This window comes from Plantactinospora sp. WMMC1484 (assembly GCF_049315195.1).
In the GTDB taxonomy this organism is placed as follows: Bacteria; Actinomycetota; Actinomycetes; order Mycobacteriales; family Micromonosporaceae; genus Plantactinospora.
The window spans coordinates 17412-30054 of the sequence record NZ_CP186055.1 but is presented as its reverse complement, the minus strand read 5'-3'; the positions used below and the strand labels follow the sequence as shown (position 1 = coordinate 30054).

At 73.8% G+C, this 12643-nt stretch carries 8 protein-coding genes; 7 read left to right on the top strand and 1 reads right to left on the bottom strand.

Annotated elements, in window-relative coordinates:
* Positions 1–273: 273 nt before the first annotated feature.
* From ACN28C_RS00130 to ACN28C_RS00120, 3 genes are all read left to right on the top strand, one after another.
* The gene (locus ACN28C_RS00130) at positions 274–1278 is read left to right on the top strand and encodes a hypothetical protein (RefSeq protein ID WP_422771593.1); all 1005 of its coding nucleotides are present in this window, start codon (positions 274–276) and stop codon (positions 1276–1278) included.
* Between the two features lie 184 nt (positions 1279–1462).
* Positions 1463–2794, top strand: a complete 1332-nt coding sequence (locus ACN28C_RS00125) for an ABC transporter ATP-binding protein (protein ID WP_422771592.1) — start codon at positions 1463–1465, stop codon at positions 2792–2794.
* A 346-nt stretch (positions 2795–3140) separates the two neighbouring features.
* Positions 3141–4184, top strand: coding sequence for a sporulation protein (locus tag ACN28C_RS00120; protein WP_422774908.1), 1044 nt, complete (start codon positions 3141–3143; stop codon positions 4182–4184).
* A 57-nt stretch (positions 4185–4241) separates the two neighbouring features.
* On the opposite strand, the gene ACN28C_RS00115 is transcribed toward ACN28C_RS00120, so the two are convergent.
* Positions 4242–5972, bottom strand: a complete 1731-nt coding sequence (locus ACN28C_RS00115; protein ID WP_422771591.1) for a serine/threonine-protein kinase — start codon at positions 5970–5972, stop codon at positions 4242–4244.
* Positions 5973–6264: 292 nt separating this feature from the next.
* On the opposite strand from ACN28C_RS00115, the gene ACN28C_RS00110 reads away from it, so the two are divergent.
* The 4 genes from ACN28C_RS00110 (at position 6265) to ACN28C_RS00095 (ending at position 12458) form a co-directional block, all read left to right on the top strand.
* Positions 6265–7101: a patatin-like phospholipase family protein gene (locus ACN28C_RS00110; RefSeq protein WP_422771590.1), complete on the top strand. Its 837-nt coding sequence runs from the start codon at positions 6265–6267 to the stop codon at positions 7099–7101.
* Positions 7101–8162 (top strand): 1-acyl-sn-glycerol-3-phosphate acyltransferase, encoded by a 1062-nt coding sequence (locus ACN28C_RS00105; protein ID WP_422771589.1) that lies wholly within the window; start codon positions 7101–7103, stop codon positions 8160–8162. Before ACN28C_RS00110 ends, ACN28C_RS00105 begins: the two co-directional genes overlap by 1 nt.
* Before the next feature lie 10 nt (positions 8163–8172).
* Positions 8173–8493 (top strand): divalent-cation tolerance protein CutA, encoded by a 321-nt coding sequence (gene cutA, locus ACN28C_RS00100; protein WP_422771588.1) that lies wholly within the window; start codon positions 8173–8175, stop codon positions 8491–8493.
* A gap of 95 nt (positions 8494–8588) precedes the next feature.
* The gene (locus tag ACN28C_RS00095; protein ID WP_422771587.1) at positions 8589–12458 is read left to right on the top strand and encodes an SCO7613 C-terminal domain-containing membrane protein; all 3870 of its coding nucleotides are present in this window, start codon (positions 8589–8591) and stop codon (positions 12456–12458) included.
* The last annotated feature ends 185 nt before the right edge of the window (positions 12459–12643 follow it).

Below are 12643 nucleotides of genomic sequence, written 5' to 3'. Positions count from 1 at the left end.
GCGCGGGGTGGGTGCCGCTTCTGCGGGCGTGGGGTCTGTGAGGACCATGCGCGGTTCGGCCCGTACCTGCTGCAGGTGCACCGGTCGGAGGCGCGCGGCCGGGCCGAAGGGCTGGTGGTCGAGGACGCCGTGCAGTGCGGCACCTGCCGGCCGCGTCCGCAACCGGTACCAATGCCCGAACTGGACTGACCGGGGCGGGCACCGGGTCGGCCGGGCCACTGCGTTGGCGGAGTACGGATAGCCTGGAGCGACCGGCGTGCTGAGGAGGCGACCGTGGGTGACTTCGACGACGTACTGGAACGGTTGGTGACCGATCCGGCGTTCGCCGCCGCGCTCGCCGCGGATCCGGTCGTCGCGCTCGCCGGCTACCGGCTCGACGCCGACGAACTGGCCCTGCTGCAGCTTCAGCTCGGTGGCGACACCGGCGCCCAACACGCGGTGGAGACCCGGGCCAACCAGTCGAGCGTCTTCGGCATGTTCGCCCCGCTCGCCGGGCTGGCCGGCGCGTTGCCGGGAGCCGCCGAGATCGCCACCACCGGGCTCGGCCCGTCTCCGTCCGGCGGCTCCGGTGCCGCCGCATCCGGTGTGGTGCAGGGATTCGGGGCGGCGGCAGAGCCCGGGGCGGGGGTCCCGCCGCTCGCCGGGGCGCCGGGCTGCGCCGCGCCGGCCGGGCCCGGGAGTTCCGCCGCACCGGTGGGTGGGCTGGCCGGGCTCGGTGACGAGATCGGCCGGGAGATCGGGTCGGCCACCGATGCCGCACTCGCCCAACCCACCGGCGGGTTGGCGGGCGCACTGACCGATCCGGACGACGGCCTCGCCGCCGCCCTGGCCGGTGCCGAGGCCGGGTTCGGTCCGGCGCCCGGTCCCGGAGCCGCACCACAGTCCGGCTTCGGTCCGGCGGCGGAGACGGGCTTCGGAGCCGCCGGGCCACTGCCGGGCGAACCGTCCCCGTCCCCGTCCCAGGCCGCCGATGACGCCGTGCCGCCCGTACCGGACGGCTACCGGACCCGGGTCGACGTCGACGGTGACGGGACGTGGGACCGGCACACGCTGGCGGGCCGGGCCGACGGTGGGGTGGACATCCTGGTCGACCTCGACCGGGACGGGCGTACCGACTTCGTCGGGCACGACCTGGACGCCGACGGCCTGGTCGACATCAGCGAGTACGACAAGAACCACGACGGCTTCTTCGAGAAGCGGATGTACGACGACGACGGCGACGGTTGGATGGATCGGACGGTACGCGTCGAACCGCCGCCGACCGGCCCCGCGTCCTGACCCCGCCGGCGTGCCGCTTCCTCGCGGTGGCGGGAGCCGGGAGAGCGTTCCGGGTGACGCCCTGGCATCATGCCGTCCGGTGCACCGTTCCGGTCGGTCCGGCGCGGCCGATCCGGCCGCCCGGCGCAACCGGACTGGCGCGCGTCCCGCCGACCCCGGACGATGGCGACAGGAGGTGGTCGCCGTGGTCAGCATCGCCACCGACAGGTTGACGAAGGTGTTCCCCGACGGCACCGTTGCGGTGGACGACGTGAGCATCGAGGTCGGCTCGGGCGAGTTCGTCGCCCTTCTGGGGCCGACCGGGTGCGGCAAGTCGACGATCCTGCGCCTGGTCGCCGGACTGGAGGAGCCGACCAGTGGCCGGGTGCTTATCGACGACGAGCCGGTGACGGGCGGCGCCGGTCCCGGCCGGCAACTGTCGATGGTCTTCCAGGACTACGCGCTCTATCCGCACCTGACGGTAGCCGAGAACATCCGCTTTCCGATGAGCCTCCACCAGGAGCCCTCGGCCAGAGCCGCGGCCCGGGTCACGGAGATCGCCGAGCAACTCGGCATCTCCGACCTGCTCGACCGCAGGCCGAGCCAGCTCTCCGGCGGGCAGCGGCAGCGTGCGGCGATGGCCCGGGCGATGGCGGCGGAGTCCCGGGTGTTCCTGCTCGACGAGCCGCTTTCCAATGTGGACGCGGGTCTCCGGGCGGAGCTGCGCGGCGAGGTGGTCGCGGTCGCCCGGCGGCTGGAGATGACCACCCTCTACGTGACGCACGACCAGGTCGAGGCGATGACCATGGCCGACCGGGTCGCCGTGCTGCGCCGGGGGCGGCTCCAGCAGATCGGTTCGCCAGCCGAGGTCTACCGGGATCCGCGCACGCTCTTCGTGGCGGCCTTCCTCGGTACGCCCCGGGCGAACCTGTTGCAGGCCGCCATCTACGCGCCCGACGGCGGCGTGCTGCTCGATCTCGGATCGCAGCTGATCGAGCTGCCGCCGGAGGACCCCCGGGTACGCCCGCTGCGTGAACGCCACACCGAGCGCGTCACCTGCGCGCTGCGGGCCGATGCGCTCAGCCCGGTGCCGGACCCGCCGCCCGGCTCGACCCCGGTGCTGCGGGGCGTGGTCCGGTTGGTCGAGAACCTCGGCCACGAGGCGCTGGTGCACGTGACCACCGACACGGTGCCGACCTCGTCGTCACAGGCCAGGCTGGAACACCCCACGACCGGTCAGCACCTCTCCGACCTGATCGCCGAAGACCTGCCGAGCGGGCACCCGGTCATCGACCGGCTGGCCAGGATGATTCCGCATTCCCGGCCGGAGCAGCCGCCGGCCACGGCCCGCACCGAGTACGGCTTCTATCCGGTCTACGACCCCGAGCTCGGGGACGAACCGCCTCCGGCCGGCGAGGTCGTGGTGCGGCTGCCGATGCCACTGCTGCCCCGGGTCGGGGAGCCGATCACGCTCGCGGTCGACCTGGATCAACTCATGCTCTTCGACACCTCCGGCGACCGGATCCGGCTCGGCTGATCCGGCTGGCACCACCGCCGGGACCGGGCACGCGGCCCGCCTCGCGTCACGTCCGGATGAACGTGATGTCTGTCACACAGATGCCGCGGATGGCGGAAGGTGAGTACTCCCGGATGGCTTCTTCGCGCGGCCCCCGGCCCCGACCTCGTACATCACGCAACGTACGAATCTGGATGAATCACGTTCACGCTATAGCTTTGCGTAGTTGAGACGAAACACTCAGCAATCTTTCAGGACTCGTTGTTAACGTCCCCGGGAGTATGAGATCCACAGTGGACGGCGCGGTCGCGGCGTCTCCGTGGAGACGACCGTCAGTGTGATCATTACCGCCGTCAGGGAGAAGTACGTGGTCTTCAAGAAGATGCTGGGCGCCTTCGGCGTCGGCGCGCCCGGTGTGGACAGCGTCCTGTCGAACCCGAACACCCGACCGGGGCTGCCCCTGACCGGGCAGGTGAACCTGACCGGTGGCAGTCACGACGTCGACATCGAGCACGTCGCCGTCGGACTGGTGACCCGGATCGAAGTTGACGGCGCCGAGGAGGAGTACGACGCGTTCGTCGAGTTCCACCGGTCGGACGTCTCGGATGGGCTGCACCTGCGGGAAGGCGAACAGTGCTCCCTGCCGTTCCAGATCGTGATGCCGTGGGAGTCCCCGCTCACCGATCTGTACGGGCAGCGCCTGCACGGCATGACCATGGGCCTGCGTACCGAGGTCGCCATCCGCGGTGCCATCGACAAGGGCGACCTGGACCCGGTGTACGTCTACCCGCTTCCCGCGCAGGAGAGGATCCTGGAGGCGTTCGGTGCCCTCGGATTCCAGTTCAGGGGAGCGGACCTGGAGCGTGGCCAGATCTACGGCCTGCACCAGACCCTGCCGTTCTTCCAGGAGATCGAGTTCTACGCCGCACCACAGTACGCACACGCCGTCAACGAGGTCGAGCTCACCTTCGTCACCGACCCGCAGGGCGTACACGTCGTGTTGGAGTTCGACAAGCGGGCAGGGCTCTTCGCCGGCGGACACGACTCCTACGGCCGCTATCGGATCGACCATGTGAACGCCGACCGTACCGACTGGGTTGGTGTGGTCGACGGTTGGCTGACCGAGGCGCTTGGCCAGCACCACGCCTATCGGAGCGGCCTCGGCGGCCACGCCGATCCCGGTTACGGCCACCACGGCGGTTACGGCCACCACGGCGGGCACGGCCACCACGGCGGGCACGGCCACCACGGCGGGCACGGCCACCACGACGAGGAGCACGACCGGGGCCCCGGCATGGGCGGCGTGCTCGCCGGTGCGGCGGGCGGCGCCGCGCTCGGCTTCGCCGCCGGCATGGTTGCCGACGAGGTCTTCGACTTCGGCGGCGACGGGGAAGAAGAAGGCGAGGAGTAGGAAGAGGACGAGAGCGCGGAAGAAGGGGCGGCGAGCAACCGGTCGGGCCGAGCCGGTTCACACGGCACTGGCCAGGCGGACCAGGGCGGCGTCGAGCAGTTCGGCGTACTCGGGACTGATCGAGCCCTCGTCGCGGCGGACCGTGACCTTGTCGCGCAGCAGCGTCACCTGACCGGCCAGGTCCGGCGTGGGGCCGGCCGAGTCGGCCCGGAGGTTGCGGAGGTGGTTGCGCAGGTCCACCCCGGCGTGGTCCTCGATCGCGTTCGCCGTCACCCCGTCGTCGACGATCTGGTAGAGCTGGGCCATCACCTCGCTGAGCGGCTGCGGTGGGATGTTCGGGTTGTCCACCACGTCAACCGGCCCGGCCGTGCCGGGCGTGGCGGCGGGGCCGGCCGCGCCCGGTCCCGGCGTACCGGGCGAGGTAGGGGTCGCCACCGCGTCCGGTCCGGCGGTGTTCGCCCCGGTCGGCCCCGAACCCGACTCGGGACCGAGCACGGAGACGAGCACGACGGTGACGGTGAGTACGACCAGCGCCGCGGTGGCGACCAGCAGGACCCGGCCCGGCCGGGGCGGTACGGTCGCCGGCCCCGCCGGAACGGGTGGCGCCGGAGCGGTCGGCCCCGGCACCGCCGGTCTTTGGTCCTCCGCCGCCCGGCCGGTGCCGCCCGGCGGCGTGCGGCCTGTCGCGTCACCGCCTGTCGGAGCGTTGCCGGACGTGGCCGCCACGGCTGCGGCAACAGCGTGCCCATCCGGGGCCTGCGGTGTCGGAACGTGTGGTGTCGGGGTCTGCGAGGTCGGGAGCTGTGCTGGTGTGGCGACGTGTGGAGTCGGGGGCTGTGGCGTCGACACGATGGTCGCCGCCGCCAGCGCCGGTGCGGCCGGCGACGGCAGCGCCGCGGTCACCGCCGACACCGCACCGGGGCGGGTGTGGCTCAGCACGGCCCGGCGCGGGTCGGCGGCCAGCAGCTGGTGGCGGAGCAACTCGCCGACCTGTGCGGCCGTCGGCCGCTCGACCGGGTCACGGGCCAGGCAGCGCAGGCAGATGTCCGCCACCGCAGGCGGCAGATCGGGTACGCCCTCCAGCGTCGGCTCCGTGCCGACCTGCATCGCCCGGGTCAGTTCCTCCCAGGTGTCGGCCGGAAAGGGCACCCGGCCGGTCAGGGTCTCGTAGAGCAGCACGCCCAGCGAGTAGGTGTCGGTCGCCGGCTGTGCCGGAAGCCCGTCCAGCCGTTCCGGCGCCACGTAAGCCGGGGTGCCGAACGTCTCGCCGTCCTCGTCCTCGTCCGGGGCGCCAACCTGGGTGGCGATGCCGAAGTCGAGCACCTTGGCGCCGGTGGCGGTCATCATGATGTTGGCCGGGGTGATGTCCCGGTGCACGATGCCGAGCCGGTGGGCGGCGGCCAGGGCCTCGGCCACCTGGGCGCAGATCTCCACCGCGGTCTGCCACGGCAGCGGTCCGGCGGTGAGTTCGGCCTTCAGTTCCTCGCCGGTCAACAGTTCCATCACCACGAAGGCGGTGATGCCGCCGTCCGGCCCCAGGGTCTCGCCGTAGTCGTGCACGGCGGTGACGTGTGGATGGACGAGTTGTGCGGCCGCTCGGGCCTCCTCGCGGACCATCTCCCGGAACTTCGCGTCGGCGGCGAGAGACGCGGCGAGCACCTTCACCGCCACCACCCGGTCGAGCACCTCGTCACGGGCGCGCCAGATCACCGACATGCCGCCGGCACCAATCCGGTCGATGAGCCGATACCTGCGGGCGAGCAGGCCGCCCGCCTGCAACGCTGCCATTGTTGGTCGCACCTGCCTGGGAGAAGTCGGGAGTCACATCAGGCTGTGTGGATGGGGTCGTATCAGGCTCCGTGACTGGCTACCTCCTGTCAACGACGGACCGGCAGACGGACACGTACGCCTGATCAGGAGATCGCCGTCGGGGGTCGGGCGGCGAAGGAGCGGCCGGGCCGGGGCGGGCGACGCACGTCCCGACCGACGGCCCGGGCCGGGCGGACCATGCTTGTCGATCCCGGTGCCGCCCGGCCGGCCCGCCGGGTCGGGGTGGGCGGCACGTGCCAGGATGAACGTCATGGTCAGCGGTCCGGTGGCGTTCGTGCTCGGCGGCGGCGGCGTGCTCGGCGCCGTCGAGGTGGGCATGCTGCGGGCGCTGTTCCGGGCCGGCATCCACCCCGATCTGGTGCTCGGCACCTCGATCGGAGCGGTGAACGGCGCACTCGTCGCCGCCGACCCCTCCGAGGCGGTCACCGACCGGCTGGTCCGGCTCTGGGCCTCACCGGAGGCGAGCGAGGTGTACGGCGACTCGATCGCCCGGCAACTGCGCCGCTTCGCCGCCCGGACCCACCTGCACTCGCCGCGCCCGCTGCGCCGGTTGCTGGAGACGGAACTCGGCGAGCACAGGACGTTCGCGGACCTCAAGGTGCCGTTCCGGTGTTGCGCGGCGAGCATCGAGCGCGCCGCCGAGCACTGGTTCCGCACCGGCCCGGTGGTGCCGGCCGTGCTCGCCTCGGCGTCCGTGCCCGGGCTGCTGCCGCCGGCCCTGATCGACGGTGAACACTTCGTCGACGGCGGGATCGTCAACTCGATCCCGATCGGCGAGGCGGTGCACGCCGGCGCCAGGCAGATCTTCGTGCTCCAGGTCGGCCGGATCGAACGGCCGTTGAGCCCGCCCCGCCGGCCGTGGGAGATTGCCCAGGTGGCCTTCGAGATCGCCCGGCGGCACCGGTTCGCCCGGGAGATGGCGGCGCTTCCCGACGGCGTGGAGGTGCACGTGCTGCCGACCGGTGGGCTCGGCCCACGCGACGACACCCCGTGGGCGTACCGGGACATGGCGGCGGTGGGCCGGCGGATCAGCCGGGCCTACACCGCGTCCCGGCGCTATCTCACCGAGCACCTGGACCGCGCCTGATGCCGCTGCCACCGAGGTGGGTCCGGCGGGTCGTGCTCGCTCCCGGCACGGTACTGCTCGCCGTACTGGTGGTGACCACGCTTCCGGTGTGGCTGATCATCGCCGCGGCGATCTCGCCGCTGGTGCCCGGCCACCTGCGCCCGCTCCGGGTGCTCTGGGTGGGAATCGTCTACCTGCTCTGGGACGCGGCAGCCCTGGTGGCACTCTTCGGGCTCTGGGTCGGCTCGGGCTTCGGCTGGCACAAGCGCTCCCCCGCCTTCCAACGCGCGCACTACCTCCTGGCCGGATGGTTCCTCACGGCGCTGTTCTGGCAGGCGCGGTGGACGCTGCGGCTGCGCATCGACGTCGTCGGCACCGACCCGGACACCGCACTGCCGGGCCGCCCCGAGCTGGTGCTCTCCCGGCACGCCGGTCCGGGTGACTCGTTCATCCTGATCCACGCGCTGGTCAACTGGTTCAAGCGGGAACCACGGATCGTGCTCAAGGACACCCTGCAATGGGATCCGGCCGTCGATGTGATGCTCAACCGGCTGCCCAACCGGTTCATCGCGGCAAGCCGCCGCCGCAAGACCCGGATCGGACCGGACGGACCGACGGCCGAGCCCCGGGAGTCGGTTGTCGAGCAGATCGGCCACCTCGCGGTCAACCTTGACGAGAACGACGCCTTCGTGATCTTTCCGGAGGGCGGCAACTTCACACCGGGCCGGCGCCTCCGCGCCATCGACCTGCTCCGGTCCCGGGGCTTCCACGACATGGCGAGGCGGGCCGAGGGAATGCGGCACGTGCTGGCTCCGCAGCCTGGCGGCGTGCTCGCCGCGCTCGACGCCGCACCCGACGCCGGGGTCATTTTCGTCGCGCACACCGGGCTGGACCGGATGCTCACCATCGCCGACGTGTGGCGGGAACTGCCGATGGACAAGCGGATCGTGATGCGATTCTGGTCGGTGCCGCCGGAGGAGGTGCCGAAGGGCCGCGAGGAGCGGATCGACTGGCTCTTCGACTGGTGGGCCCGGATCGACGAGTGGGTGGATGCGCATCGCGGCGACGACGGTCGGGCGTAGGGTGCCCGGCGTGGACCAGATCTGCATCGTGACGACGGTGGTGGACGCGCGGGCGGTCGCGGACGTGCTCGCCGCCGCCGCGGTCGCCGGCCGGCTGGCAGCCTGCGCGCAGGTGAGCGGGCCGGTGGACAGCACCTACTGGTGGGAGTCGCGGATGGAGACCACCCGGGAGTGGACGGTCGTGTTCAAGACCGCGCCGGACCGGGTCGAGGCCCTGATCGACCAGGTGCGCGCGGCTCACCCCTACGAGGTGCCGGAGGTGCTGGTGACCTGGGTGGAGGGCGGTAACCCCGACTATTCGACCTGGTTGCACGAGCAGACCCGACCCTGAGGGCGGCGCGCCGGCGTTCGGCGACGGGTCCGGGGCCGACGTGGGTAGGTACGCGCACTCTGTGGACCGGCCCGGCGGCGCAGCAGTATGGCATCGTGACCGCTTCCGCGAAGGCGTACCCCTGTCCGGTCTGTGGGGCCCCGGCCGACCTGTCGACCGGTTGCCCGAGCTGCGGCCGGGAACCGGATCACGCCGCGGCCGAGGTGATCCGGCTCGATGCGGAGATCGCCGCGCTGGCCGGCCGGGTGGAACAGGCCAGGCGGGCGTACCTGGGTCTCGACGCCACGCTCTGGCAGCTCCGCCGGCGCCGGGACGCGCTGGCCGAGCGGGTCCGGACGGCGGCGGCCACCGCCCGGCCCGCCGATGCCGGATCGGGCGGCGGCGGGCCGGCCGCTCTCCCGCCCGGCACCGCCCCGCCGCATCTCCCCGCCGAGCGCGCCCAACGCCCGCCGGAGGCGTCCGCCCGTCCGGCAACGTCCACCCGTCCGGAGGCGTCCACCCGCACCGTGCAGAACGTGCTCTTCGTCCTCGGTGGGCTGCTGCTCGGTACGGCGGCGATCGTCTTCACGGTGGTGGCCTGGGCCGCCGTCGGGATCGCCGGCCGGGCGACGATCCTCGCCGCGCTGACCGGACTGGCGCTGGCCGCGCCGTTGCTGGCCCAGCGGCGAGGGCTGGCCGCCACCGCCGAGACCTTCGCGGCGATCGGCCTGCTCCTGGTGGTGCTCGACGGGTACGCCGGGTGGGCCGTCGACCTGTTCGGCGTGGCGGCCTGGCCCCCGAGCCGGTACGCGGCACTGGTGCTCGGGGTCGGCGCGGTGGTGGCGGGGGGTTACCACCGGCTGACCCGACTCGCGGCGCCGTGGTTCGCCGGGCTGCTGCTGGCCCAGCCGGTGGTGCCGCTGCTGGCAATCGACGCGGGGTTCGGCGCCGCCGGTTGGTCCCTGGCGCTCGCCGGACTGGCCGCGGGCAACCTCCTGATGACCCGGGGGCGGGGCGGCGACGGGCCGGTGGACCCGATCGACGGGGTCCGCCGGTCCGTCGCCTGGGCCGGTTACGGGATCGCCACGGTGGCCGCGACGCTCTGCGGGATGCTGGCGGTGGTCACCACGGACGGCCCGCTCGCCGCGCTCGCCGGCGTACCGCTGCTGGTGAGCGCCCTGCTGCCGGTCGCCGCGGCGCTCCGGCTGCGCAGCGTCGCCGCCGGTGCCGGCGCGACGGCGCTCGTCGTGCCGGTGCTGGCGGTGGCGCTGGTCCGGGCGGTCGCCGAGACGTCCTGGCCGCTGCTCGGCGCGACGGCCGGGATCGCCGTGCTGCTCGCCGTCGCGATCGCGGCCACCGCCCGGCTACTGCCGGCCGGGGTACGGGCCGGCCCCCGCGCCGGCGGTCTGGTCGTGGTCGCCGCCCTGGCGGTGCTGACCGGGGCGATGGCGTTGCTGGTCGCGGCAAGCGTGGCGGTGCGCTCGCAACCGCTCTGGCATGCCGACCTGACCGCGCGGGATGCGCCGTTCGACTGGCAGCTTCCGTTGGCGCTGACGCTGGTCGCCGTGGCGCTCGTGATACTCGGCCGGCGGCGCGACCGGCCGCCGGTCCTGTTGGCCGGTGCCGTGCTCACGACGCTGGCGGTGCCGGCCGCGCTTCCGCTGCCCTGGTGGGGCGTTTCCGCGCTGGACGTGGTGCTCGCCGCCGCGCTCGGCGTGGCCGCCGCGCGGCCGGGTCGGGCGGTCCGCTCGGCCGTGCCGGCGGGCACCGGTGCGGCGCTGCTGGCCGGGCACGCGATCCTCACCGGCCTGGCCCGGCCGGCCGGTGCGGCAACCGTCTTCGGCGGCGTCGTGCTGGTCGGCGCGGCGGTGGCACTGACCGCACTCCGGCCCGCCGCTCCGGCACGACAAACCGGCCCGGCGTCCGTTTCACCGCCTCCTGGGTCGGAGGCCCTTCGGCGGGTGGTCGGCGGTGTCGGACTCGCCGTCGCGGTGCTGGCGACCCCGCTGACCGTCCTGATCGGGCTCTTCGCCGCCGACGTGCCGCCGTGGTGGCAGGCACGGGCCGTGCTGGTCACCGCCGTGTTGCTCACCGCCGGGCTGGTGCCGGTTCGTCGGGCGGTCCCGCACTACCTGCCGTACGCCGGTGCGGCGTTCTCGTCGGTCGCGCTCGCGGTCGGCATGGCGCCCGCGCTGCCCGGCGTCGGAGAACCAGCCGGCCCGTACGCCGCCGGGGCGCTGCTGCTCAGCCTGAGCGTATGGGTGGTCGGCCGGGGCGGGGCGCAGTCCCGGACGGTAACCGCCGACCGGCCAGCGATTACCGGACCGGAGCCGGCCGCCGGACCGGGGTCTGCGGCGGAGCCGGGGCCTGTCGGCGGACCGGGATCCGCCACCGGTCCTGTCCCGGTTGCCGGTCCTGTCCCGGTTGCCGGTCCTGCCCCGGTTGCCGGTCCTGCCCCGGTTGCCGTACCGGCGCTGGTTTCCGGGGCGATCCTGCTGCTCCGGGCGAGCGTGGTGGCGGTACCGGCGCTGCTGGCCGTGCTCCTCGTGCCATACCACTGGTTGGGCCGGATCTGGTCGGGGCCGCCGACCGGGGTCGGGCTGTATCCGGCCGGGACCGGTGCCCGCCCGGACGGCTGGCTGCTGGACGGTCACGACGCCCTGACCCTGTTGTTGCTCACGATGGCGGCGGCGGTCGCCGGCCGGGCGTGGCACGGGACCGTGCGTACCGCAGCCCTGGTCGCGGCGCCGCTCGCGGTCGGCACCGTGTTGGTCGGGCTGGTCGCCGCCGGCGCCGGCTGGCCGGCCGTACCGGCGGCGAGCCTGGCTGCCGGGGTGGCCGGCCCGCTCGCCCTGGCGGTGCGCCGCAGCGCCCGCCGGCAGGGTTCGCCGGTACCCCGGCGGTGGCTGGTGTTCCCGGGCGTCGCCTTCGGGGCTGCGGGGCTGGCCGGACTGCTGCCGACCAGGCCGAGCACGCTCGCCGGGCTGGCGCTGGTCGCGGCGGCCGGGCTGACCGCCGGCCTGCTCGGTCACAGGCCGGCCGCCCGGATCGGGGGATGGCTGACCGGCGTCGCCGCCTCGGCGACCCTGGCCGGTGCGGCAGGCGCCGCCGCCGGACTGCCGCTGCGGATCATCGCACTGCCGGTGCTGGCCGTCGCGGCACTGGCCCTCGCCGGCAGCACGACTCTCGCCGGCAGCACGACTCTCGCCGGCAGCAGGACTCTCGCCGGCAGCAGGACTCTCGCCCGCAGCAGGGCACGCACCGGCGATACGGGCCTCACCACCGGCAGGGCACGCGCCGCCCGGTGGTCCGGCCATGATCGGTCGGCCGAGGCGGTCGCCGTCGAGGTGGCCAGCCACGCCACTGCGCTGATCGCCCTGCTGCTGACGATCGGCGAGATCCGGTACGCGTCGGCGGTCTGCACGCTCTGGGGGGTGGCGCTCGGGCTGCGCGCCCTGCGTCCGGCCGAGCCGGTGCGACAGCGCTGGGCCCGGGCCGCCGCCGCAGCAGGGGCGGAACTGTTCGCCGCCTGGCTGCTGCTGGCCTCGGCCCGGGTGGCGCTGGTCGAGGCGTACACGCTGCCGGCCGCGCTGCTCGGGTTGCTCGCCGGCTGGCTGGCGCTGCGGGCCCGGCCGGCGCTGAGCAGTTGGTTGGCGTACGGGCCGGGGCTCGGTGCCGCCCTGCTGCCGAGCCTCGTTTCGGTGCTCGTGGTGGGTGATCAGCCGTGGCGACGGCTGCTGCTCGGCGTCGGCGCGTTGGCGGCGGTACTGGCCGGTGCCCGTTGGCGCCGCCAGGCGCCGGTGCTGCTCGGCGGTGCCGTCCTCGCCGTACTGGCGCTGCGGGAGATGGTCGACGTCTGGGACCGGCTACCCCGGTGGATCTTCCTGGCCGCCGGTGGCTTCGCCCTGATCGGCCTGGCCATGACGTACGAGCGGCGGCGCCGCGACCTGCGCCGGCTGCGTTCCGCCGTCAACCGGATGACCTGACCGGTCGCAGGGGTCGACGGGAGTGCGGGCGCACCGCCGGCTCGGCGAGCCCGGAGAACGTCGGGCCCAACACCCCGGCCGAGCCTCCGGTGGTGGTACCACTACCCCCGATACGGGGGTTTCCAGGGTTACTGAGCGCAACGATCTTCCGGAGACTGGAGATCAGCGCTGCCGCCGACCGGCGT